General features: G+C 45.8%; 15 protein-coding genes and 1 pseudogene. 4 read left to right on the forward strand and 12 right to left on the reverse strand.

Annotated elements, in window-relative coordinates; all coding sequences use genetic code 11:
- The first annotated feature begins 98 nt into the window (after positions 1–98).
- Positions 99–563, forward strand: a complete 465-nt coding sequence (locus tag QT984_RS22480) for an SRPBCC family protein (RefSeq protein WP_333057572.1) — start codon at positions 99–101, stop codon at positions 561–563.
- A 160-nt stretch (positions 564–723) separates the two neighbouring features.
- Here QT984_RS22480 and QT984_RS22485 read toward each other — a convergent pair whose 3' ends face one another.
- From QT984_RS22485 to QT984_RS22520, 8 genes are all read right to left on the reverse strand, one after another.
- Positions 724–1,410 carry an alpha/beta hydrolase gene (locus tag QT984_RS22485; RefSeq protein ID WP_333057570.1) on the reverse strand — a complete coding sequence of 229 codons (687 nt, stop codon included), beginning with the start codon at positions 1,408–1,410 and terminating at the stop codon, positions 724–726.
- A gap of 311 nt (positions 1,411–1,721) precedes the next feature.
- The gene (locus QT984_RS22490) at positions 1,722–2,546 is read right to left on the reverse strand and encodes a transglutaminase family protein (protein WP_333057568.1); all 825 of its coding nucleotides are present in this window, start codon (positions 2,544–2,546) and stop codon (positions 1,722–1,724) included.
- Positions 2,547–2,714: 168 nt separating this feature from the next.
- The gene (gene mutL, locus QT984_RS22495; RefSeq protein WP_333057566.1) at positions 2,715–4,592 is read right to left on the reverse strand and encodes a DNA mismatch repair endonuclease MutL; all 1,878 of its coding nucleotides are present in this window, start codon (positions 4,590–4,592) and stop codon (positions 2,715–2,717) included.
- A 182-nt stretch (positions 4,593–4,774) separates the two neighbouring features.
- The gene (locus tag QT984_RS22500; RefSeq protein WP_333231702.1) at positions 4,775–5,884 is read right to left on the reverse strand and encodes an ATP-binding protein; all 1,110 of its coding nucleotides are present in this window, start codon (positions 5,882–5,884) and stop codon (positions 4,775–4,777) included.
- A gap of 565 nt (positions 5,885–6,449) precedes the next feature.
- Positions 6,450–7,721 (reverse strand): beta-ketoacyl synthase N-terminal-like domain-containing protein, encoded by a 1,272-nt coding sequence (locus tag QT984_RS22505; RefSeq protein WP_333057562.1) that lies wholly within the window; start codon positions 7,719–7,721, stop codon positions 6,450–6,452.
- Positions 7,722–7,990: 269 nt separating this feature from the next.
- Entirely contained in the window at positions 7,991–8,785 is a 795-nt protein-coding gene (locus QT984_RS22510; protein ID WP_333374978.1) for a peptidylprolyl isomerase, read from the reverse strand.
- A 315-nt stretch (positions 8,786–9,100) separates the two neighbouring features.
- The gene (locus QT984_RS22515) at positions 9,101–9,667 is read right to left on the reverse strand and encodes a photosystem I assembly protein Ycf4 (RefSeq protein ID WP_333057558.1); all 567 of its coding nucleotides are present in this window, start codon (positions 9,665–9,667) and stop codon (positions 9,101–9,103) included.
- A 4-nt stretch (positions 9,668–9,671) separates the two neighbouring features.
- On the reverse strand, positions 9,672–9,857 hold the full coding sequence (locus QT984_RS22520) for a hypothetical protein (protein WP_333211577.1): 186 nt from the start codon (positions 9,855–9,857) through the stop codon (positions 9,672–9,674).
- A gap of 124 nt (positions 9,858–9,981) precedes the next feature.
- On the opposite strand from QT984_RS22520, the gene psbD reads away from it, so the two are divergent.
- The 3 genes from psbD to QT984_RS22535 all read left to right on the forward strand — a co-directional run bounded on the left by psbD (position 9,982) and on the right by QT984_RS22535 (position 17,002).
- On the forward strand, positions 9,982–11,040 hold the full coding sequence (psbD, locus tag QT984_RS22525) for a photosystem II D2 protein (photosystem q(a) protein) (protein ID WP_333080069.1): 1,059 nt from the start codon (positions 9,982–9,984) through the stop codon (positions 11,038–11,040).
- A gap of 155 nt (positions 11,041–11,195) precedes the next feature.
- Positions 11,196–12,575 carry a photosystem II reaction center protein CP43 gene (gene psbC / locus QT984_RS22530; RefSeq protein ID WP_333057369.1) on the forward strand — a complete coding sequence of 460 codons (1,380 nt, stop codon included), beginning with the start codon at positions 11,196–11,198 and terminating at the stop codon, positions 12,573–12,575.
- A 569-nt stretch (positions 12,576–13,144) separates the two neighbouring features.
- Positions 13,145–17,002 carry a GAF domain-containing protein gene (locus QT984_RS22535; protein WP_333211446.1) on the forward strand — a complete coding sequence of 1,286 codons (3,858 nt, stop codon included), beginning with the start codon at positions 13,145–13,147 and terminating at the stop codon, positions 17,000–17,002.
- 454 nt (positions 17,003–17,456) lie between these two features.
- On the opposite strand, the gene QT984_RS22540 is transcribed toward QT984_RS22535, so the two are convergent.
- The 4 genes and pseudogenes from QT984_RS22540 to QT984_RS29860 all read right to left on the reverse strand — a co-directional run.
- Positions 17,457–23,471: a response regulator gene (locus tag QT984_RS22540; protein ID WP_333374995.1), complete on the reverse strand. Its 6,015-nt coding sequence runs from the start codon at positions 23,469–23,471 to the stop codon at positions 17,457–17,459.
- A gap of 352 nt (positions 23,472–23,823) precedes the next feature.
- Complete coding sequence (locus tag QT984_RS22545; protein WP_333057372.1) at positions 23,824–24,165, reverse strand: hemerythrin domain-containing protein; 342 nt, start codon at positions 24,163–24,165, stop codon at positions 23,824–23,826.
- Positions 24,166–24,183: 18 nt separating this feature from the next.
- Positions 24,184–25,197, reverse strand: coding sequence for a diguanylate cyclase (locus QT984_RS22550; RefSeq protein WP_333057373.1), 1,014 nt, complete (start codon positions 25,195–25,197; stop codon positions 24,184–24,186).
- A gap of 516 nt (positions 25,198–25,713) precedes the next feature.
- A pseudogene (locus QT984_RS29860) lies at positions 25,714–25,890 on the reverse strand (IS701 family transposase); the annotation flags it as partial.
- Positions 25,891–26,056: the final 166 nt, after the last annotated feature.

Raw genomic sequence — 26,056 nt, forward strand, 5'->3', positions numbered from 1 at the left:
TGTCAATCTTTTAATTTCTGGAAAAATTGACGTTACAAGTAAATAAAGGACTATCAAGTAAGCAAAGTTTTGTAATACCCTCCTTGTTGCAGGTTCTCATGTCAATTCGTCAAGTTTTCGAGCAATCCATTGAAATTCGCGCTGCTGCTACCTTGGTGGAGCAATGTATAGTCGATCGCACTTTAATGCACAAGTGGCTCAATCCCCTGCTACGCTGCGATCCCCAGGGCGAATGGGATACTGCCGTAGGAAGTCGCAGCTTATTTATCATAAAAATTCCTGTTTTGCAACCCTCTTTAGAAAGTGTTGTGTTGGAGCGACAACCAGGTTTAATTGTTTGGGGGTTTGACGGATTTTTCAAAGGATGCGATCGTTGGGAATGCCAGCCGCAAATCCAAGGTACTCTCTTGATTAACCGCTTTGAATTTCAAATTCCCAATCGTTTAATTAGATTTGGTTTCAATCGTTTTGCAGCCCCTTGGACAGAAAAAGATATGAAAGACCAACTCCGCCGACTAAAGCGGGTAGCCGAGCAACTATCTCAAAGAATGGGTAAGGGGTAATGAATAATGGGTAATTGGGAACTTTTACCCTCGCGTAGCCGAAGAATTGGGAATGGATGATGAGTAATTGCTAATAGCTGAAAGCTACAGCTAATACGAAAAAAAGCACCCATTCCCAATTTCCAATTCCCGACTCCCCCTTCCCTCCAACTTCAGTTATTTACTTCGCACTTCCCGCTGGATTGGGCTGACAAATCATTTCTCTCGCCGAATTCACGGCTTGGTTAGCCGTATTTTGCAAAGCCGGGGAATTTTGATACAAAGCTTGCAAATCTTGCACATCTTTAATCACTCGTTCGTAGATAGCCATCGCTTGATTGCCGTCAACTTCTAAAGCCGCAGGGCTGTAATTTTGCATTACTTCAATCAGCGATATTTTGCCATCTTTGGAAGCTGCGACTAAAGCATCGCGCAGTGCGGGCACGCTTTGAAGCCGAGCAGTCGGCGCATAAGCAACCTCCCCCAATTGTTTGAAAACTATTTCCCCAAAATAAGTGCTTGCTAGCCGCGCTACTAATTGGGAATCTAAAGGCACTTCTCGCGTTAATATTTCGCGCACCGACTCGGGAGTTTGTTTCGCCAGACTCAGAACGCTTTGCAGTTGAGAGGAAGCCTTGCCAGTTTGTACAAAGCTTTGCAAATCGCTCATCGGTAGTGTTACGTCAACAGCACCGTATTTTACGGTAACATTATCTAATGCAAAGGCTTTGCCGCTGCTTAGGAATACTGCACTTGTTCCCAGCAAAAGCGCCAAACCTAATGATAAAGACTTTGACATTCTTTTGGTTAAATGGACTGACAGCGATTGCATTCCGTTGAGATAACCTTGTTGAAACTGAAAGTTCATGAGTTTGTGCCTCTTTAGGTCAAAATACTTTTTAGATCGCTCTTCTGTGCGGATATCTGTGCGGATATCAGTCGGGAAAGTCGAATCGGGATTTGCGTAAATGACCTATGATATTACAGTCAAGTCAAGGAAATTCAACCTATCAAAAGATAGGTTTTAATTGACAATTAATATGTTATAGTTAATTTTTTGCCAAATTTTAGATCCCATGGCAAAAATGATAAAAGCGAAATTTGGTCGTCAGGCAGCAGTTTATTGAGTGTCACTTTTATGTCTTATAGTGTGCTGTGCGACATATAGCGAATTTAAGTTCAAAGATCCCGATCGAGCCGATCGACCAATTGGCGAATTCTAGAAGCATCAGGAGCATTCGGAGCATTTCTCAGGTATAATTCCAAATCGTGGCGCGCTTCTACCAAGCGTCCCAGTTGATAATAGAGAATTCCGCGATCGCGCCGTTCCCCCAGCGCATCGGGAAACAGCAGCAAAATCCGTTCAATCGCCAAGAGTACCCTCACAGCATCTCCCTGTTGCAAGTAAATAGCCTTCAGATTTCCCAGCATTCGTCCCAACAAATGTCGGCGACTTACCGGGGCGAGAAAAGTCGTCTGCAACTCCATAGGTTGCCCATAAATTTGAGAAAGTCGGGCTTGACAATCTTCAGGAAATAAGATTTCGCCGCCGTTAAACGCATCAACAAAAATACCAGCATCTTCAAAATCCGGTCTAATTAAAAAATGTCCTGGCATCCCAATTCCCACCATCGGAAAATCAATCCGCTTAGCAACCTCCAAATAAACCAAAGATAAAGAGATTGGAATGCCAGTACGCCGATCGAGAACTTCATTCAAAAAGCTATTGCGCGGGTCGTAATAATCAACATCATTGCCCGCAAACAGCAACTCCCCGTATAAATAGGCGTTAATAGTTTGAATAATCCGCAGCGGATAATTCTGTGTCGGCAGGCGATCGCGCACTTCATCTGCGATCGTGTCAAGAGCGTTGAGATACTCCTCTGGCTCTAAATTTGGGTATTCTTCCAAAGCCATATAAAGAGCAGCTTTCGCCAGGTCGATCGAGCCATCAGGCTGATTTATTTCTCGATAAAATAGTTGTCGGGCGATCGGAAAATCCATATTTATGATTTATTTGATTTTAATTGACATTTTATACGAATATCCAGTTGCCCAAAAAAATATTAAAAACATCTCTCTTCTCTTCCTCTCTGCGTTCTCTGCGCCCTCTGCGGTTCAAAAAAAACAGTCCTGTATGTAACGCGCACCTTACAGCTTAACTTTTAACCTTCAAATCCCGTGACTTTTACCAATCACCCAACTGCGGCGAAAAATCCGAGCCAGAGTCGATTCTTCCAAAGCAAAATAGATAGGGCGGCCGTGAGGACAAGTGCGCGGATTGCGAGTTTGCTGCCATTCATCCAACAAATTTTGCATTTGGGAAAGACTCAAAGGAGTACCGTTTCGCATAGCGCTACGGCAAGCAGTCGCAACTTGAGCCGCTTGTAAATCTGCGACTTTACTGAGTTCAAAAAGCGCATCCGCACAGTCATCTCGATCGGCTAACAATTCAGGAACTTCGCGGGCAGCCCATAGCTGTTCCCCAAAACTTTCTACTTCCAAACCCAAGCGAGATAAATTCTCAATTTGCAGTGCAGATAATTGACTGAGAATCACTGGTTTTTCGAGACATTTTAGCTGCCAAGCCGCGCACAATTGCTCGTACAAAACGCGCTCGTGAGCGATGTGTTGTTCCACCAACCACATTCCGCTGGAATGTTCGGCAACAATGTAAGTATTGTGAACTTGAGCGATCGCCCTCAATTCCATCAATCCTATTTTATTAGCTTTTTCCTGTTCGCCGCCGTCATCATTCTCCCTAGCCGAAATCCCGACACTGTAAGCACTTTTTTGTTCCGACGCCTTCAGCAATTGTCCCACTCGATCGGGAATAGGGACAGGCGGCAAAACATCATCATTCAGGTGCAAAGCACGAGTAATTGCCGCGCTAACTTGCGCTTGCCAAAAACTCGGATCGTGCAGATAAATTTCAACCTTAGCCGGGTGGCGGTTCCAGTCGATTTCCGAAGGGGAGATTTGCAGGTGGACAAAACACACGGGATAGCGATCGCGCGGACAAGTGCGGGCAAAGGCGCTGAGAATAGTTTGCTCTAATTCGGGCGATCGCACAACTCGCCGGTTCACCCCAACTTTCACCCAATCCGGCCGCCTGCGGTGACAGCGATCGGGCAAACCAATTACTAACTCCAAACACTGGGAATTAGGCATTTGGAATTGAGAAGTAGCAACTGGGAATTGGTAATTAGGTTTAACTGTAGCGCCCACAAGTTGAGTTTCTAGCAAGAAATTTGCTGCTTTCTGATTTTGAGGACTCGCAGGCAAATCTAACTTTAAATACTGCAAATCGCTCGATCGCACACCGCGCACAAATTGAGGTAAAAGTTGTTCCGCTGTGCTACCAGGAGTTACGTGCAAACAAGGCGTATTTCCTTGACGCAACTGCCAATTAACGTGCGGGTGACAAATAGCAATTTGCTGAAGAGTTAATTGGATCGATCGCATTTGCTGTGCCGGCGACAAAAAACTGCGGCGCACAGGCCAATTGCCAAACAAATTATCAACAGTCACCACCGTACCAGGAGCGATCGCCGCTGTTTCCACCTCTACAGCAACGCCTGCGTTATTGTAAACCACCCGCCAGCCCGATCGAGCATTTTCCATTCCCCCCTTGTTAAAGGAAGATTTGGCGGGGGTTGGCGCCGAATCTTGATTTTCCGAAAAATCCCCCAATCCCAAATCATTCGATCGGCTCAAAACCTCCAAACAGCCCAACTGAGCTAAACTGTGCAAAGCTTCCCCACGAAATCCCAAAGTAGCAATTTTGTAAAGGTCAGCTTCCGTGGTAATTTTGCTCGTACTGTGAGGCGAAGCCGCCTGCTGCAAATTTTCCAGATCCATTCCCGTACCATTATCTGCAACTTGCACCCGCCACTGTTCGGGCCAGACAGAAACAACGATGCGAGTTGCGCCAGCATCCAGAGAATTTTCAACTAATTCTCGTACCGCGGAGGCGATCGAGTCAATCACTTCGCCGGCGGCAATTAAATTGATAACTTCTGTGGGTAAGGTTTGAATAGTAACTGGCATCAGATTTTTAGCATTTCGTTAATTCAATTCTACTAGATCCTGCAAGTCGCTATACAGTATTAGGACTTAAGCTTTTCAACCCGGTTCATTAGAAAAATCTTGTGGGATACCAAGATATCTACTCATCAACCAAGTCTCTGACGCTTAGTGAGAAACTCCTAAGTATATATCTTCCTACCTACTTATTTTTGCTCTGCTAAAACCATATTTTTCGGCAAGCGAATGTAAAAAGTTGTTCCTTTTTCGTCCTCTGACTCATAAGTAATTTGCCCTTTGTGAGCCTCAACGATCGACTTAACAATTGCCGTTCCCAACCCAGTACCAGTCCGTTTACCATAAGTCACAAACGGTTCAAATAACTTGTCCTTAATTGTCGGCGGAATGCCGGGGCCGTTATCGTAAATGCTAATTTCTGCCCACTCCTCAGTTTGTGTCACCGCAATCTCCACCCGCCCCCCTCTTCCGCCAAAAGCCTCAACAGCATTCCCAACTAAATTTTGTAAAACGCGCAAAATCTTATTCTCGTCCGCTTCCACTATCACTTCTGTCACCCGTACTACCAAATCTACTTTTGCTGCTTCAAAATAAACTCGGTTCAACTTTTCAAACTGCTGCAAGGTCTGAATTAGATTAACTGGTTTTTTATTTAATACAGAATTCCCACGCGAAAATTCTAATACTTCTTCAGCCATCCCCAACATTCGATGAACCTGCAATTGAATAAGTTCACACCACTCCTGAGTTTCCTCATCCGGGTGCATTTCTTTGAGCATTTCACTAGAGAGTTTTATTCCGGTAAAAGGACTTTTGAAATCGTGAATAATTGTACTCACCATTTCTCCAACCAATACCATTTTTTGTTTGTGTACCAATTGGCTAACATATTGATCCGTGGTATCCCGTAAATTTTTAGTAATGAAACTAAACATTTGCATCACCGAACTGCCTTTAGCAAACTGGAGAGTTGTTATTAGTTCTTCACGGGCTATTTTGGCCAAAGTCGATCCTGCAACTGCAACAGCTCTAGCACTGCGAGGCTCTCCGTCTAAAACTCCGAGTTCGCCAAAATAATCGTCTGGGTTAGCGACAGCAACAGTTTGATATTTATGATTTTCAATCCGCTTGCTAAACTCGACTTTACCTTCTAAAACTAGATATAAAAAATCCGCTGTTTCTCCTTCTTCAAAAACCAGCGTTTCCTCAGCAAAACTCTCCAAAACAGCTATTTGGCAAAGGTGAGCAGCTTGCTCTGGTTCAAAATAAGACATAAATCGATGAGAGGCCAGATCCATGTGAAAATACCTGAGACTTAATTTAACTACCAGCCGGGAAGTCCCTCGGTATATTTAGAGGGGATTAATTTGAGCGCTGCGCGAAGTACCCCGAATAAATTACGCCCGCGTGATGGAAAGAAGCGTCGGGTGTAGGTACGGAAACCGACAATTATTTCTTTTATACCCATTGATGATCGGGAAATACTCTGATACTATATTAGCAAGTGGGGGTGGAACTACCTCACTATAAAAAGCCTTTGAAAAAAAGGAAAAAGAAGCCTGCGGTCTAACTGTACTCAGTTGACCGTCAGGTTTGTTCACTAAAATACAATACTGCTTTAATCTGGCTCTCTTTTCTAGCCTCCGAGGCTTTGACGCAAGGATTAGCGTCGGGATGGAGAGCCAGACTAGCATAGCAGCACCAGCAATCTCACCAAAATTCTCAGTTAATTGACTAAAATACATAAATTGTACTATTTTTGAGATTTAAATTCGATGTGGGGGGGTTCTCCGGCCACCTCAGAAGATTTTAACTGTAGAGAGATCGTGTAATTTAAATGCCGATCGACCAAGTTTACAAAAATTAACGATCGCCCGATAAAACGATCGCAGCATTCTGCCCGCCAAAGCCAAAACTTAAACAAACCGCATTTCTGACAATAGCCGATCGCGCACAGCGAACAAAATCTAATTCAAACCCCGGTTTTTTCATTCCCACGCAAGGCGGCAACATCTGATATTTAATACTCATCAAACAAAAAGCCACGCCCAAAGCTCCCGAAGCTCCCAAAGTATGACCCGTCGCCCCCTTAGTCGAACTAACAGCAACTCCTGGGTGAAATAACTTCTCAATTAACAGTGCTTCGTGTCGGTCATTTAACTCAGTTGCAGTACCGTGAGCATGAATAAAATCTATATCAATCGCAGCTAAATTACTGCGTTTCAAACATTGATTTACCGCCGCGATCGCACTTTTCCCCCCCAGCTCCGGCGCATTAGCATGGCAAGCATCATTTGTCAAGCCAAAACCAGAAACTCGACCGTAAATTTTAGCACCACGACGCCTTGCCAACTCGGCCGATTCTAATACAAATAAAGCCCCGCCTTCACCGAGCACAAAGCCTTCCCGATTTTCATCAAAGGGATAGCACCCATTGTTTGCCAAAGCACCCATCCGGCTAAATCCAGCCAGAGTCAGCGGTGTGATAGGCGCTTCCACAGCACCTGCGATCGCCCGCTGACACTCACCAGTGCGGATTAAATCAACAGCACGGGCGATCGACTGTATGCCCGTCGCACAAGCAGCCATCGGCGCCAGCACCGGCCCCGTTGAGCCAATTGCCCTCGCCCCTGCGATCGCCCCCATGTGAGGCAAAAAATTCACAAATTGAGAATTGGTAATTGGGAATTGGGCATGGGGCATGGGGAATTGGGAATTGGGCATTGAGAATTCTCTTTCCTCTTCCTTCTCCCCTCTTCCTTCTTCCTTCTTCCTTCTTCCCTCTTCCTTCTTCCTGACATCCGTTACATCCGTTACAGAATCCGTTGCCGAACTTCCTTCCCTCGCCAACTGTTCCAAATTTGCCTGAAACCCGCGGCTAGAGCCAATAACAATTCCGCAATCAGGCAAAGGCAAAGTCAAATTAGCATCTTGCAAAGCATCTGCTAAAACCTGCCGAATTAAAGTTATTAAATCGGTCGGTTTTGTGCCAATTAAAGCCAAAGGTCGCCGTTCAAGTTCTATAAAAGGTTGATGTTGCCGAATTCCTGATTCCCCAGACAACAATCTTTTCCAGCTACAATCCAGAGTGCCTAAAGCAGAAACCAGGCCAATTCCCGTAATAACAACATCCACATCAGCCCTCAGATTCCCAAATTTTTAGTCATTAGTCATTAGTCATTAGTTATTAGTTATTAGTTATTTATGATTGGAACAAATTATTAACTACTAACCAACGACCAACGACTGATATCGTTTCCGGTTGCATCGGAATCATAAAATCGAGTCAACCATCAACCGTCAACAATCAGTCAGTTTTTCTACTCCGACTCAACAGTCAACAGTCAACAATCATCTCCATTGTGCAACCGGAATTGATATGACGACTGACTACTGACTACTGACTACTGAACAGGCTTAAAATTTTCCAAACCCTGAGTAACAGTAGCCTTCTCAATGCGATCGCCCGCTTCAATCTTATCAACAACATCCATCCCTTGCTTCACGTACCCAAAAACTGCATAGCTACCGTCCAAAAACGGTACATCCGTCAAAGTAAAGTAAAACTGAGAAGAAGCCGAATCAGGACTCTGCGATCGAGCCATAGCCACAGCCCCGCGACTGTGCATCAACACGGGTTTCTCCTTAACCCCAGCTTCTTGTAGCGTCGCGCTGTAAGTCGGATTGGCAGCACCTTGAGCTTTAATTTCCAGAGGAATCCTGCGTTCTACAGTAGTTTTCGGGTCAATAAAACCACCAGTTCCCAGTCGCGCCGTAGGGAATTTAGGGTCTTTACCCTGGGGGTCGCCCCCTTGAACTACAAAAGGCTGAGGTTCCCGCACGACTCGGTGAAATACCAGCCCGTCGTAGACTCCTTTCTGAACCAAATCGACAAAATTGCCCGCAGTAATTGGCGCATTTGTGCCGTCGAGTTCGATCGTAATAGGAGCACCTTTAACCGTCATCACCACCGTTGCTTTTCCGTCCAAGCGTGGCAAATTGCTAAATTGCGAACTCGCCGCTACAGCAGCAGCAGGAGAAGGAGACGGAGACGGAGACAAAGAAATATTTTCACCCGACACCGGATTCGATGTCGGAGTCGAGTTTGCCACAGGGGAACTACCGCATCCTCCGACAAACAACGCGCCAATTATTAAAAGTGAGAACAACCACCGCTGAATTTTGATTTGCATTTGCATTTGTATTTCACTTTGAGTCAATTACGGACTTTGCAACTAAAGATTTTAATTCAATAGTCCGGAGTGTTTTTAGTTCGCAGTCTGAAACCCGCGATTTTCCTTTGGTAGCGAACTTGCCTTGGAGCCTTGAAAGCCTTATTCTACGGTTGGCTATCAAAAACTGTCGGAAGTATTGTTAATTGATAGATTCAAAAACTGGTAACAGGCTTACTCGCAGATAAATCTTTTTCACTTACCAGGTAGGTAAGGTGCGCGGCCCGGCGCACCCTACGAGACATTACCAATCTCAGATATCAAATCGCCAATCGCAAATCCCTAAAGTCCTTCTAGGGGAACTTGCAAAAATCGAGCCAATTCGGCCGCTTGATTTTCCACTTCAGACAAAGCAATCGGCTGTCCGACTCTAGTCAGGGGAAACTGACGGCGGTCTTTGAGCTTAAGATAAATACTGCGGCGGGGATTGAGACCTTCTTTAATGTCTACCCGCACAGATTGCACCTCCGATGTCTTGCAATTAAAATCAACTTTGCGGTTTTTGCCGGGAAAACCCCAGCGAAAGATCCGAATGTTACCAGTTTGGCGATCGAACTCGTTGTAACCGCCACCGACATCCCAGAGAATAGTCAGCCACAGGTAGAGCGCCAACAGCACGCCACAGACACCGTAGAAACCCATCGCAATGCCTTGGGGGATGAAAATGAGCTGAGTCGGGTCAGCAAAAGGCAGCAGGTTAACGTGCAAGTAGCTGGAAATGCCCGACAGCAGGAAACCAGTCCCTCCAATGCTGACCACCGTCGCCCACCAGTAATTGCTGAAGCGGCGGGAGCCCAAAACCGGGTAGCGCAGGACAGGATCGATCGAGGTCATTGTTTTTGCAGTCATAAAATTAAACAGCCTTAAAGCCAAATCTTAATTCAATTAGCCCACCGAGCGTCACCCTTCGGCTACGAGATCGCGATCGATCGGGATTGTCCTCAACCACCGCCACCTCGCCCCTGGGCGACGAAGGGTCAGTTCGATAGTTGCTGAGCATCGTCAACCAAGATGGCCTTCCTCTCAACCACCCTTTCATCGAGTACGCCTCTAGTGGGGGAACTCTGCTGTTCTAGTTGAAAAATTATGAACTTCTAATATATAGTTATGTTAACTTTAATTAGAAACCTTGGTCTTTTAACAAGCAAAAGGATTTTACCCCAATGACAATCGCAGTCGGACGCGCCCAGAACGAAAGAGGCATATTTGATGTCCTCGACGACTGGCTCAAACGCGATCGCTTCGTCTTCGTAGGCTGGTCTGGCATCCTGCTATTCCCCTGCGCCTACCTAGCCATCGGTGGCTGGCTAACAGGCACCACCTTCGTCACATCCTGGTACACCCACGGTTTGGCAAGCTCCTACCTCGAAGGAGCCAACTTCCTCACCGTAGCAGTCTCCACCCCAGCCAACAGCCTCGGACACTCCCTGCTGTTCCTGTGGGGCCCCGAAGCACAGTGGGACTTCACCCGCTGGTTCCAACTCGGCGGGCTGTGGACATTTGTCGCCCTCCACGGCGCCTTCGCACTGATCGGCTTTTGCCTGCGTCAGATTGAAATCGCCCGTTTAGTCGGCATCCGTCCCTACAACGCCCTAGCATTCACCGGCCCCATCGCCGTGTTTGTTTCGGTGTTCCTGCTTTACCCCTTGGGTCAATCAGGCTGGTTCTTCGCCCCCAGTTTCGGCGTCGCAGCAATTTTCCGCTTTTTGCTATTCCTGCAAGGCTTCCACAACTGGACGCTCAACCCCTTCCACATGATGGGCGTTGCAGGCATCTTGGGCGGTGCGCTGTTGTGCGCCATCCACGGTGCAACCGTAGAAAACACCTTGTTTGAAGACGGCGAAGGCTCAAACACCTTCCGCGCCTTCAACCCAACTCAGTCAGAAGAAACCTACTCGATGGTTACAGCCAACCGTTTTTGGTCGCAAATCTTCGGAATTGCCTTCTCCAACAAACGCTGGTTGCACTTCTTCATGCTGTTCGTACCTGTCACAGGCTTGTGGATGAGCTCCATTGGCATCGTCGGTTTAGCATTAAACCTGCGCGCCTATGACTTCGTATCACAAGAATTACGCGCTGCTGAAGATCCTGAGTTTGAAACGTTCTACACTAAGAACATTCTGCTTAACGAAGGCATTCGTGCTTGGATGGCTCCGACTGACCAACCCCACGAAAACTTCATCTTCCCTGAAGAAGTTCTGCCTCGCGGTAACGCACTTTAAAAAAATCAGGATTTGGATTTCATATTCATTTAGTTTTTTTAAATTAATCTGAAATCCAAATCCCTACTCCCTGGCGCAGGCGCGGTACTCCCGTGCCCTACTAGGGAACAAAAAACCCAAAATCCAAAATCTAAAATCGTTGGAGGTTCTACCGGGTGGTAACGCTCTCTAATTCCTACGCAAGCGGTCGCGACCAAGAATCCTCCGGGTTCGCTTGGTGGTCTGGCAACGCTCGTTTGATCAATCTCTCCGGCAAACTGCTGGGCGCCCACGTCGCTCACGCTGGCTTGATCGTGTTCTGGGCCGGTGCAATGACTTTGTTTGAAGTCGCTCACTTTATCCCAGAAAAGCCCATGTACGAACAGGGCTTAATTTTGATGCCCCACGTCGCTACTTTGGGTTGGGGCGTAGGCCCCGGCGGTGAAGTCACTGATATCTTCCCGTTCTTCGTAGTCGGCGTTCTTCACTTGATTTCATCTGCTGTTCTCGGTTTGGGCGGCATTTATCACGCCGTTCGCGGCCCGGAAGTTCTCGAAGAATACTCTTCGTTCTTCGGCTACGACTGGAAAGATAAGAACCAGATGACCAACATCATCGGCTATCACCTAATTTTGTTGGGTGGCGGTTGCTTGCTGCTGGTTGCTAAGGCCATGTTCTTCGGCGGTGTCTATGACACTTGGGCTCCAGGCGGCGGGGACGTGCGTATTATCACGAACCCCACTCTGAACCCGGCTGTGATTTTTGGCTACTTGGTTCGCTCTCCTTTTGGTGGCGAAGGCTGGATTGTCAGCGTCAACAACATGGAAGACATCATCGGCGGTCACATCTGGCTGGGCCTGATTTGTATCGCTGGCGGTGTTTGGCACATTTTGACCAAGCCTTTCGGCTGGGCTCGCCGTGCCTTAATCTGGTCTGGCGAAGCTTACCTGTCTTACAGCTTGGGTGCTTTGTCCCTGATGGGCTTCATCGCTTGCTGCTTTGTCTGGTTCAACAACACTGCTTACCCCAGCGAATTCTACGGCCCGACGGGCCCGGAAGCTTCTCAAGCGCAAGCTTTGACCTTCCTGATCCGCGACCAACGCTTGGGTGCTAACGTCGGTTCTGCACAAGGCCCCACCGGTCTGGGTAAATACCTGATGCGCTCTCCTACTGGCGAAATCATTTTCGGCGGTGAAACGATGCGTTTCTGGGATTTCCAAGGCCCTTGGTTGGAACCCTTGCGCGGTACTAACGGTTTGGACTTGAACAAAATCAAGAATGACATTCAGCCTTGGCAAGCTCGCCGCGCTGCTGAGTACATGACTCACGCTCCTTTGGGTTCTTTGAACTCTGTGGGCGGTGTGGCGACTGAAGTTAACTCGTTTAACTTCACTTCTCCTCGTTCTTGGCTGGCCTGTTTCCACTTTGTGATGGGTTTCTTCTTCTTGGTCGGCCACTTGTGGCACGCTGGTCGCGCTCGCGCGGCTGTCGCTGGCTTTGAGAAGGGTATCGATCGCGAAAATGAACCAGTGCTGGCTATGCCAGACTTAGACTAATCGATCGAATTTATTTCTGATTTGATTGTCTAGTTGAAAAAGGCTCCTGCTTAACGGCAGGAGCTTTTTTTTGATCTAAAAATATCTCAAAAAGCTGCGGATTGTCGATCGACTGTTCTCCGAACCCGCTAGCTGCAGATACAATCCTAGACCTACAAACCCGGTTTCTGAGTTAACCTGTTGAATTCCATGCTGTTTCTTTCCGTCAGCTCGTTCCTCAGCCAGGTTTTGCATCCAGAACTGAGATATTTCGGTGCGACTTTCATCGCTGGCGGTGAATAACTCTACAAGTCTTGAAACTTGACAATTTTAATCTTTTGGGGTATAGAGCTTGCAACGCAGGCTCTACAAAGTTTATATTTAAAGTAGAAAAGTTGTAATCCCACACAAATGGAAAGTTGCACTGAAAAGTTGCAATTTTAAGGCAGATCGCTACAGGTGCAAAACTAATCGACGATCGCCATCAGGATATTTATATTTTATTAAATGGCTGTGCTTGCCGAATTTTTTAACAGGCACAAAACTTTTGGGCCGCTTACTATTATTGCTAGGAAAGCAAAAAATTAATAATGGACTCATTAAAGATCGAAAATGTCAAGGTGAGGTTCGATCGAGCAAATTTGCTCGAACGCATCGCCAACCGCATTCGCCACTCTCTAGAACTACCCGAAATTCTCAGCGCAACAGCAGCCGAAGTTCAATCCTTCTTGGGAACAGACAGAGTAAAAATCTACAAATTTCATAGCGACGGTAGCGGTGAAGTGATTGCCGAATCAATTAACGGCAACCGCTTGCCCTCCCTATTGGGTTTGCATTTTCCAGCAGACGATATTCCCCCTCACGCCCGCGAACTGTTCGCCCAACTACAGGTGCGATCGATCGTCGATATAGATTCCGGGCAGCTAGGCCAAAGTCCGCGCCGCGAGGCGGTTTCCGGCCAACTACTGCCCGACGAAATGTACTTTCGTGCAGTTGACCCCTGCCACGCTGAATACTTGACTGCACTGGGCGTCAAGGCTTGCTTAGTAGTACCAATTTTTCACGGCGAAGAATTCTGGGGGTTGTTGGTATCTCACCACTCCGAGTCCCGGAGTGTGGCAGAAAACGAACTCCAAGGCGTTCAGATGGTAGCAGATCAGCTTGGCGTCGCCATAACCCAATCAACCCTCCTGGCCCGAGCGATGGCGAAAGCTCAACGGGAAGCTGCCGTCAACCGCGTCGCCGCAGCCCTTAACTCCCAGCCAGCGATTGAACTCCAAACAGCTTTGGCAGAATCGGTAGCAGCACTAGATGCAGCCGGCGGCAGGCTGTGCATTTTCGCCACACCATTCGTTTCCGACAGCAGCCCGGTTACGAATCTAGTTCCCTATTCGGATAACTCCACTGGCGAACTCACAGTCTACACTTGCGGCTCAGGGCCGAAGATGCCAATTTCGGCAAAATACCCGCAGGTTGAGCAATACAGCGTCTGGCACGAATATTTTAAATCCGGCCAGCAACAGGTTTGGGCAATTCCCGACTTGTACCAAATTAGCAGTTTGAGAAGCCTGCAACCTGCATTTCGATCGACCAAAATTCGCAGCATTTTAATCGTACCGCTCAGAGCCCGCCAGCAAATATTCGGTTACTTGACCATTTTTCGAGAAGAATTTGACACCGAAACTCTCTGGGCTAGACAGTTTGATAGCGACGCGCGGCTCGCCCAATCTCGGATATCTTTTGAAGCGTGGAAAGAATCAAAAACTGCCCAAATTCGCGAATGGAAGGGTGAAGAAATTGAATTGCTCCAAATTTTGGGCACGCACTTTTCTAATGCTATTAACCACTACCAACTCGATCAACAAATAGAGGAACTTAACACAAACTTAGAAAATCAAGTTCAAAAGCGCACCGCTCAACTACAGCAGTTGACCCAACAGCAGCAAGTGCTGTTTGAAGTGGTGGCTAAAATGCGGAAATCCCTCGACTTGAACAAGATTTTTAGCACGATGTCCCAGGAAGTGCGACGGGCTTTAAATGCCGATCGAGTGGCAGTTTACCGCTTCGATTCCGCATCAGAATTTAAGGACGGCGAATTCGTTGCCGAAGATGTTTTGCCAAATTTTGTGTCAGCAATGGCAGTCAAAGTGGACGATCGCTGCTTTGGAGAAAACTACGCCAATCTCTATTCTCAGGGGCGAGTTCACGCCATGTCTGACATCAGACAGGCCGGACTGCAAGATTGCTTTCACAAAGTCTTGGAGCAATTTCAGATCAAAGCTACTTTAGTTGCACCGATTATGAAAGGCAACGACCTTTGGGGGTTGCTGTGCGTACACCAATGTTCGGCTCCCCGCAACTGGGAATCTTCCGAAATTAAGTTTGCTACCCAAATTGCCGCTCAGCTCAGTATCGCCATAGAACAAGCAGATTTGCTCGCTCAAACTCAGCAGCAAGCAGTTGAATTGCAGCGGGTAGCAGAGCAGGAGCGAATACTGTTTGAGGTAGTTGCTAAGATTCGACAATCTCTCGATTTAAATACAATTTTTCGTACTACAACTACAGAATTGCGACGGGTATTAAAGGCCGATAGAGTTGGCATTTATCGCTTCGATCCTAGTTTAAATTTTAATGAAGGCGAATTTATTACCGAAGATGTTTTGCCTGGTTTTTCTTCGGCAATGAATGTAAAAGTTCGCGATCATTTTTTTAGCGAAAAATATGCCAAAAAATATAGTCAGGGACAGATACAAGTGCTACAAGATATCGAAAATTCTGGACTTTCAGACTGCCATGTTGCTCTTTTAGCTCAATTTCAAATTAGAGCTCAGGTGATTATGCCGCTGATGAATGGCAGCGAACTTTGGGGTTTGCTGTGCGTGCACCAGTGCAGCGGTTTGCGCCATTGGAACACTTCGGAAATTCAGTTTGCTACGCAAGTTGGAATTCAGTTGAGTGTAGGATTAGAACAAGCAGATTTGTTGGCTAAAACGCGGCAGCAATCAGTTGATTTGCAGTGGGCATCCGAGCAACAGCGGATACTGTTTGAAGTGGTGGCTAAGATTCGAGAATCTCTCGATATCAACGCGATTTTTAAGACTGCTACTCAAGAAGTTTGTCAGTTTATGCAAGTCGATAGAATAGCGGTTTATCGCTTAAATCCTGATTTTAGCGGTCAATATATTGCCGAGTTTGTAAAAAATGGCTGGATGAAATGGGTAGGGGAAGGTATCAATACGGCTTGGCAAGATACTTATTTGCAGTCAAACCAAGGCGGCAAGTATCTGAATAATGAAACTATAGCCGTTGACGATATCTATCAAGCTTGTCACTCCGAGTGTAATGTCCGTATTTTAGAGCAATTTCAGGTGAAGGCTTATGCGATCGCGCCGATTTTTGTAGGACAAGAACTTTGGGGTTTATTGACAGCCTATCAACATTCTGGGCCCCGCTGTTGGGAAAGTTCAGAAGTTAACTTTTTAGCTCAGATTGCCAATCAGTTAGGCGTAGCTATCCAACAAGCCGATTTGCTCGCTCAAACCCGACGCCAAGCAGAACAAATCGCTCAAAGTTTAAAGGATTTGCAGCAGACTCAAGCTCAATTGATTCAAACTGAAAAAATGTCTGGTTTGGGGCAACTGGTAGCCGGGATTGCTCACGAAATTAACAATCCGGTTAATTTTATTTACGGCAATCTCAATCACGCTAGTGAATATACTGCTAGCTTACTGAGCTTGCTGGAACTTTACCAGCAGCAATATCCAGATTATAGTCCTGAAATAGACAAATTGAGTGAAGATATTGACTTGGAATTTCTGCTAGAAGATTTGCCAAAATTGCTATTGTCAATGAAGGTGGGAGCCGATCGCATCCGTCAAATAGTTCTGTCTTTAAGGAATTTCTCTCGTCTTGACGAAAGTCAAATGAAGGCGGTTGATATTCACGAGGGCATTGACAGCACGCTGTTAATTTTACAGCACAGGCTGAAATCTAATGCGGACAGTTCAAACATTGTGCTAGTGAAAGAATACGGCATTTTGCCTCGAGTTGAGTGTTATGCGGGACAGTTGAATCAGGTATTCATGAATGTAATTGGGAATGCGATCGATGCTTTGGAATCGCACAAGTTGCGCGCTGGTCAATCTGTAGCTCCTCAAATTAAAATCTCGACTGCTGTCGGTCAACTTAATGGTACTATTCCTAGCGCGCTGATTCGGATTTCTGATAACGGTACGGGAATTTCGGAATCTATGAGACAACGCATATTTGACCCTTTTTTCACGACTAAGGCAGTGGGAAAAGGTACTGGATTGGGACTGTCAATTAGTTACCAAATTGTGGTAGAGAAACACGGCGGTGTTTTAAAATGCAATTCGGAATTGGGGAAAGGTACTGAGTTTGCGATCGAGATTCCGCTTCGACAGCAGTCATTAGTCATTAGTCATTAGTCATTAGTCATTATTGTTGTAAAATCCAGCAAACAGTCAACACTCAACAATCACGCAGGGTGCAGCCGGAATTGATATAATTCATCTGGGTGCATCTGTGTTTATCTGCCCTCATCTGCGGTAAAAAAAAGAGAATTTATGAACCGCCCCGGACAAGGGATGCACGCTGATTCACGCAGATGCAGAGAAGAGATATATGATATCCAATCCGTTAGCATTGAAATAGTAAATTCGAGTTCACTGTTCACGGCGTTGACTGTTAACGGCGTTGACTGTCAACCGTCAACAGTCAACATCATGTATGAGTGTTACCAAAAATGATATGAATAATTCCGATGCTAAAAGATTTGGAATCAGGCTCGATCGTGCGTATGCGATCGCATAGCCCGGTTGCGGCATCGCGGATGACAGTTGCCTAAGTCCTGGTACAAAAAGATGCCTATTTAATTGACTTTCATAGATTAGTTTCCCTCTTTTGTAGTTCTTGTTGGAGAGTATTCTTGACACGATCGTACTCATCCTCGATTTCAGCCAATAGGGTTGAGGCTCGATCTAGTTCACCAGAGGTACTCATAACTTCTAACCTGCTACAAAGCTCGGCGAGAGGAGCTGCGCTTAGATTTGCACTACTGCCTTTGAGGGTATGAGCCACTCGCTTTAGGGTTTGAGTATCCGCTTGAGCGATCGCTAATTTCATAGCTTGTAGCAACTTTAGAGATTCCTCAAAGTAGCAGTTCGCCAGCAAGCTCAAAATCTGGGTTGAATCTTGATCGATGCTGCTACAGAAGGCTTGCAGTTCTGTGAGGTTAACCGCTGGCACATCAATTTCTGGCTTGTTGCTATCCGATTCCTCCTTTTGGGCCTGCTGCGGTTCCGGGTTGGGTGGACACTGACTCAGCGCTTGGGTGAGAGCCTCTACTCGAATCGGTTTACTGATATAGTCATTCATGCCAGCATCAAGACAAACCTGGCGATCGCCCTGCATGGCATTCGCCGTCATGGCAATAATCCTGGGACGAGTATGAGCCGGCCACTCCTGGCAAATACGACGGGTGGCTTCTAGTCCATCCATCTCTGGCATTTGTACATCCATCAGCACGACATCATAAGGCTGGCGATTCAGGGCTTCCAAAACTTCCAATCCATTGGCCGCAACATCGGCCCGGTATCCCAAACGCTCTAACAGCAGCAGTGCCACCTTCTGATTTACCAGATGATCTTCTGCTAAAAGAATTCGCAGTGGGAGTCTCTGGGCCAGTTTCATATCATCCTGAACAGATATAGGAAGTTGTTGTTGAACTTTTTTCGGTTGAGCTTGTAGCACATGGATCAGTATTTGATAGAGCTGGGATTGTTTGATAGGTTTGCTTAAAAAAGCGGCAAAGTGGGTGGAAAGCGCTGAAGAACTCGCTTCTGGGTAGCCCATTGAAGTCAGCAACACTAGGGGTAAACGGTGGCACTTAGGATGCTGGTGGATGGCTGAGGCGAGTGTGAGACCGTCGATTTGTGGCATTTGCATATCTAAAATAGCCACATCAAAGGTTTCTCCACTCTCAAGCCAGTTGAGCGCTTCGACAGCCGATTGGGCAGCTAGACTCTGCATCCCCCAAGTCTCTGCTTGCAACGTCAGAATTTGTCGGTTAGTGGGCTGGTCATCCACGATTAATAAACGCTTGCCAGATAGTTCTGGTACCATTTCCATCGGTTCCGCTAACTCAGTAGCCACAGAGGATGCCACAATCGTGAAGTAGAACGTAGAACCCATTGTGACTCGATTAAGGTTAGTGGCTTGCCATTTTTGTGAAGGGGTTCCTCCGATGTTGCCTCGGCTTTCAACCCAGATCGTGCCGTTCATCGTTTCACTAAGTCGCTTACTAATCGCCAAACCTAAACCAGTCCCTCCATACTGCCGAGTCGTCGAAGCATCTACTTGACTAAAAGACTTGAACAGTCGATCGAGCCGATTGGCTGGAATACCAATGCCTGTATCTTGAATGGCAAACTGGATTTCATACAAGCTTTCTGACAAGTTTCCTGGCTCAGAAATTGTTTTGTCAGAATCAACTAGAGAGGCTTCTACGGAAATGGTAACTTCCCCAGTTTCAGTAAACTTAATCGCATTGTTGAGCAAGTTAACTAGAATCTGACGCAGACGGGTGACATCACCCAAAATCAACTTAGGAGTCTGGGGCTGGATGAAGTAGCCCAACTCAATATCCTTCTCATCTGCTTTAACTGCAAGTTGGTCGATCGCACCTTCTATGCAATCTCTCAAGCTCAAGGGATGCTTTTCTAGCTCCAGTTTGCCCGACTCAATTTTGGAGAAGTCCAGGATGTCGTTGATGATACTCAGAAGCGTATCCCCACTATTGCGAATCGTCTCGATAAAGTCTCGCTGTTGAGCCTTGAGTTCTGTATCCAGCAGTAGTCCCGTCATACCAATAACCGCATTCATGGGAGTGCGAATTTCATGGCTCATCATCGCCAGAAACTCACTTTTGGCTCGGTTCGCAGCTTCTGCTTCCCGTCTAGTTTGCTCCAGGGCAAAGTTTTTGAGAGTTAATTCTTCTCGTTGTCGAGTTTCTTGCTCTAGTAATTGGGCTTGAGCTAGGGCAATTCCTACTTGAGCCGCGACTGATTCTAGCAACTCGATTTGATCGGTAGTCCAATGACGGTAGCGATCGCACTGGTGCAAACAAATGGCACCATTCGGTTCTCCTTGGTAAGAGGTTCGCACTGCTAATGTCGATCTCAATTTGAGACTGGTACAACTTGAATGAGCACAGGTGAGCAATGATTCGCAGTAGACATCCGGGGAGGCGATCGCTTCATCTTGAGCCATCAACCGTTTTGTATAAGCAGGACTGGCCACCAGAATGTCATGCTCCCCGCTGGGGGCACATCCCACTGCTAGATACTCTGCAACGACAGGAAACTGAGGCAGTGGATTGTCCTGGTATGTGCTAATTAAACAGCGACTCACCCCAAAAGTTTGCCCAATCTGAATAGCAGCCGTTGCAAATATCTGCTCAGCATTAAGGCTTTGACGAATTTCTTGGGTAATTTGCTTCAGCAGTAGGGCTTTTTGCAACTGTCGTTGTAGTGCTTCTTCTGCCTGCTTGCGATCGCTAATATCCTTCATGAAGCAATGATGTCCAACAAACACATTTTGCTCGTCATAAGCAGAGACCATCACCACTTGTTTATAGAAGCTAGAGCCATTTTTTCGCATTCCCCTAGCTTCGGCTTCGACTCTGCCCTCTCTCAACATTTGCTCATAAGCAGCCCCCATCTTCTCAACATCTTCAGGATGAACGGTTCTTTGCCACTCCATCCCTAGCATTTCCTCGGGCTGATATCCACAGATGGCAGCATAAGTCACATTGACAGAGATATAGCGTCCTTGAGGGTTCAGCCGAGAAATCCCTGCCACGGCATTTTCTAGCGCCGCACTCATTTGTTGCAGTTCCGCTTCGGCTCGTTTGCGATCGCTAATTTCAATTAGAATGCAACCCACTGCTATAGGATGCTCTGCATCCTTGAAAATGGGAAACTGAGAAACGAGCCAGTAGCGCTGGGCACCTGTTCGACTGGTTACTTCTGTGCTAATTTCCAAGTTTATGGAAGGTTTTCCTGTCGTTAAAACCTGTTGTAACAGTGCATTTACACCAGGAGCAAATTGCCCCAATATCTCATCGGTTGTCTTACCTAAGTGAGCCTCCACAGAGAGGCCATTAATTTCAGCTAGTGCCTCATTGATTTGTAAAAATCGAAACTGCCGATCGTATATACACAGCCCCACCCCTGCTAGGGAAGCTCCTTTAAAGAAAGCATTCAATAATTGCTCTCTGGCTTGAATTTCCTGCTCTAACTGTTTGCGGTTCGTAATATCGCTTTGAGAACCAGTCATGCGGACAACTCTGCCCGCTTCATCCGAAAGCGCTTGCCCTCGAGCCAAAATCCATTTGTAGCTCCCATCCTTGCAAAGCACTCGATGTTCTGTAATATAAAAGGGAGTTTGGCGCTGAAAGTGATCTTGAATTGCTTGCATCACCCATCCGATATCGTCGGGATGAACTCGCTTGCTCCATTCCTCTAATTGATTGGGAATTTCATGATCCTCGTAGCCCAACATCTCTTTCCAGCGAGCCGAGAAGAATACTTCATTGGTGTTGACGTTCCAATCCCATACCCCATCATTACTACCGCGTAGGGCGAGTTCCCACCGCTCTTCACTCGCTTGCAGAGCGACTTCTGCCTGATGCCGTTCAATTTCACTACCAATCCATTGAGCCATCAGCTTCAATAATTCCACATGGGCAGATTTAAAGCTGTCTGCACGGGGAGATTTACTAGAAAAGCTGAGGGTACTGTAGACTTTGCCTGCAACTAACACTCGTGTTCCAATATAAGCTTCTATGCCAAGGGCAAGATAGGCAGGATGGTAATGCCATTTGGAGATTCCTATATGTTCGATGTTTAGGGGTTCATTTGTGTCTAAAGCTTCACAGCACAAAGTTTCCTTAATATCAAAGACATCACCTGGTTTCAGGACTCGATCGGGCGATCGCGCCACCATCACCTCATAAGTATTATCTTGCACACGAGCCAAGATGCCACTTTCTAGCCCAAAATTCTGACATCCCATCTCAATCAACGCTTGGATGCGCTGCTCAAAATTGAGATTTTGGGTAGCAGTGACTTCATATAAAGCTCGTATCGCCGCCTCTCTTGTTCTTAGTTCAGCTTCGGCTTGTTTACGTCTCTTAATTTCAGCTTTCAGGGAGAGATTGATTTTGGATAATGTTTGTGTTCGTTCTTGAACCCGCTGTTCTAATGTAGCGTTGGCGTGTTTAATCTCCCTAAATTTTTGATTAAGCACGATTCCCATCAATTGAAAATTTCTAGCAAGCTCATTGATTTCTGTAACAGAGCTATGTTTCCATTCAAATGTTTCTTCTGAAAGCTTGTTGGGTAAGTCAGTTGTCGCAATAGCTAAATAGGATAATGGCTTTACCAGTCGTTCGCTTACCAGCGTGGCAAACAAAAATGCCAACATTGTGATGACGAGTAGAATGCTAAAGTCAGCCTTGTAACGATTTTGTAATTTTTTGACATAGGGAGCGGCTGGAATTTCTAAGCGTACTCTCCAGTCCAGCTCGGAGCTAATTGTAAATTCCTCTATATACAGAGAGTTTTTCCAACGGATCATCGGATTGTTGCCATTGCTAGGAAGCCACTGCTGCAAGGTTCCCTCTAAGGTGCGAGTGCTGCCGTTCTTTGACTCCTCAAGACTGGTCCAAAGCTTTTGGTCGGATTGATTACTCGCAATGACTTTGTTGTTTTGATCTAGCAATGTAATGCGAACTTTCTGATTGTTTCTCTGGAAAATGTAGAGAGATTTTATCTTGCTCAATCCTAATGAACCGTGGATAACTCCAATAAAACGACCTTGAACTTGCAGGGGAACATTTAATCCTACATGAGGTTCATCCATTAATAAATCTTTGTGGATAGAAGTCATCCAAGGTCTCGATCGCTCTTGAGCCAGGGTAATCAGATATTTATGTTCTCTGCTTTCTTCGAGCAACCGCCGACGGGTTGGATTAAAAGGAGAAGAAGCCGCTAAAATTGTTCCCGATTCATCGGTAGCATAAATTTTGTCGAAATCTGGCAACAACTGCTCGATCAGGCTAATTTGTTGTTGTAGCTGTTCGGATGATTGAATCCCTGTATTAGCAGCAGTGGTGGCTTCAGGTATGAGCGATTCTTCAGCTAATGTATTCAAAGCTAAGAGATGTCGCTGATGCCATCTAGATATGGCGCTAGTGATAGTTTTTGCGTTGGTTTGTAACTCCGTTTGCACCGTGGTTTGGATTTGACTAACAAAGTACCTACCATCAAAAACTAATAGTATCACTCCTGGAATAAATACAAAAGCTACCAACAAATGAAAAATTGTTTGTTGTAAAGAAAGGGCGATATATTTTGAAGCACTAATCCACCGATAAATCGGCGCATAGGAAATGATTAAACTGGCAACTAAGGCATTGAAAATGCCGTTTACTGCTTGTTTGCACATAACGAGGATAGCCTGATTCGCATCCATCTGCATCATTTGACCGTAGAAAAGCCAAACGAGGGGCATTCCAATTAAGAACCAGTAAATTCCATCGAATAACAGGATATTTGGCTGTTTGCACTTCTTGCAAAGAAACCCTACAAACAGAGTCTCCATCACCAAAATAATCGTGGCGTATGGATGATGCCAAAGGATATAAGTATAGCTGCCTGCAATTAGACCAGCCAAGCCTCCCCAGCCCCAGCCGAAGTAATAAGTAATAATTAGTATGGGAATACTGCCAAAGAGGAAATCAACCCCAAAGAAAAGAGACAAATTGCAATGGTTGCCCAGAAAACCGGCAGCAGTCAGAAGGGCGATCGCACCAAACCATCTTTGATCACGCACTCAGATCGACCCTCCCATAAACTTCTAGAATTGCTACTTGCTGAATATGAACTGATTCTGATAAAAAATCTTCGTAGAGGCACTCTCGTTATTTCCCTGACAGTTTCCATGAAGGTCGCAGAACCGCTTATTTAGGCTTTAAGACTAAAATCAAGGCTTACTCATGTAGGAGTTGAGTTCTCGATCGACTTTTTTTAATATGGTTCACGAACCAATCTATAGCAATCCTAAATGATTCGTGTAATTCTTGTAGGGGCAAACCCCCCGTGGTTGCCCCGATGCAGGTTGGGGTAGGCACGGGGAGTAGGGGTAGCACTACCCCTACATATTTTTACAAATGATGCGAGGATTGCTATAGCAATTGTTCATTAAGCTTAATGACTAACGAAAGGCTCGATCCTTTGATTTTCAGCTCTTGTTTAACTTCACTCAGTGCTTTAATAAATTTGGTATGCGCCGCTGCATTGTTAGATGCAACCGGGCATTTGTATCTTTGCCTAAAAAAATCTTCAAACTCTAATTTTTGTGCTATGTACAAGTCTAAAAAATCTACAATACCTTTTATTTCTTCCTGGCCACGGTTTGCCAACATGGCATTCACTAAGCTATTGAGTTGCTCAATCAATTGTTTATGGTGGTGGCCAATTTTTGGAATAACAATTATTAAGCAATCCTTCCAAATGACGAGAGGCATAGTTTTTACCCTGATGATTTAACGGGTGAATTCATTGACTGTATGAATCTTGGTGCAAAAAGTATTACGACCTTTGTCTTTGGCTTGATAAAGTGCTGCATCGGCAGCAGCAATTAAAGTTTCAGGCCGACTCTCTTGGGTAGGAATTACACTGGTAATACCGAAGCTGAGCGTAATGCAATGATGCGGAGAACTCTTATGGACTATTGCTAAAGCTTGGATGCGATCCTGCATTTGCTTAACGATTTGGACGGCTCCCTCAAGCTCGGTGTCGGATAAAATCACTACAAATTCTTCACCTCCATAACGTGCTACTAAATCTCCAGCTCGATTAATACTGCGATTGAGAGTTGCCGCAACTTGCTTTAAACATAGATCCCCTGCTTGGTGTCCATAAGTATCGTTGTAAGGCTTGAACAAATCTATATCACACAAAATCAGTGACAAAGGAGTTTGCTGCCTCGTCATGCGTCGCCACTCCTCCTCTAGCTGTTGGTCAAACTGACGGCGATTGGCAATCTGAGTCAAACCGTCAATTGACGCGAGGTATTTTAATTGTCGATTGGCGGCTTCTAGCTGTTTGTAAAGTAGGGTTTGTTGCTGTTGCAAATGGAATTGCTGAATCAACCGTCGTACTCTCTGTCGCAGAACAGCCCAGTGAATCGGCTTAGTGATATAGTCAGCCGCTCCCGCTGCAAACGCTCGATCGACAGATTCTTTGTCTTCTAAGCTAGTAATCATCAAAATAGGTGGGCGATCGCTCTCAGGCACTTCAGATAATTTTTGACAACAAGCAAAACCATCCATAGTAGGCATCACTGCATCTAGCAGGATCAAGTCTGGATGTACTTCCTCATAAGCTGCTAGCCCTGTCAACCCATCCGTAGCTTCGGCCACTCGGTATTTTTCCTTCTGTAAATACAGTCGAAGTTGTAAACGCATCAAGGCATCGTCATCCACAATCAGAATTAGAGAGGACTGTTCCGTAGATGGGTTAGTTGAAATGGCTGACTCTTCTAATGATTGATACATACGTCATGGTGTATCTCAAGCTTTGGAAACATTCTAGCCTAGCATATTTTGAGCTTGGGATGGAAAGTGAAAAATTGACCAATATGTCATAAATTATACACTAGCTAAGCTGCATCAACAAAATCCTAGGCAGCGTCGGGTTTGTTAAACCAACAGCCACAGTCTACTTAAAATTTATCGCTTTTTTTGGGGATATAAAGTCTGGTAACTTGCGCTAATTTTTGTAAATATGTAATTATTTTTGGGAGCATTAAACACTTTTTACAAAGTCGAGCGATCTTTGACGAACGATCGCCTGTTATCCCGCGATCGCCCGTGGGATAATATCCTATATTTATCAACTTTATTCAGCCTTTTTCAGGTGCATCAAATTCTTACCTCATCTTTGAGCGATCGTCCGAGCTATTTTTGGGGAATACATCTGATGGTCACACGATCCCGTATAGATTCGCCCTTGGTTGAGCGTTTGTTCGCACCAGGCAGCTCTGACTGCAAAAAGGCGTAAGCTTTGTTAAGAAACATTTATAGCGTTTTGCGCGCTCTCGGATAGGTTGTTTCTCTGCTTTCTCCCAATAATCGCCCCAAATAGTGTCTAAACTCCTGTCTTTGGGCTTGAGTAGGAAACACATCGTCAAAGCGTTGACACTATCTTTCAAAGCATGGGATCATGGATGTCCCAAGTGTTGATCTCATCAGATTCCATCAGGAAAGACACTAACCTCAAAAGTTGACTCTATATATCTTAGCTCTATTTCTCACTCTATTTTGGGCTAAAGTCCCACTAAGTAGGTCGGTATAAAAAAACAAAGGTAAGTAAAGAAATGTTAACAACTAGAATTGGAACTGAATTTAAAGCGAT

The organism is Microcoleus sp. Z1_B2, assembly GCF_036700325.1.
Classification (GTDB): domain Bacteria; phylum Cyanobacteriota; class Cyanobacteriia; order Cyanobacteriales; family Microcoleaceae; genus Microcoleus.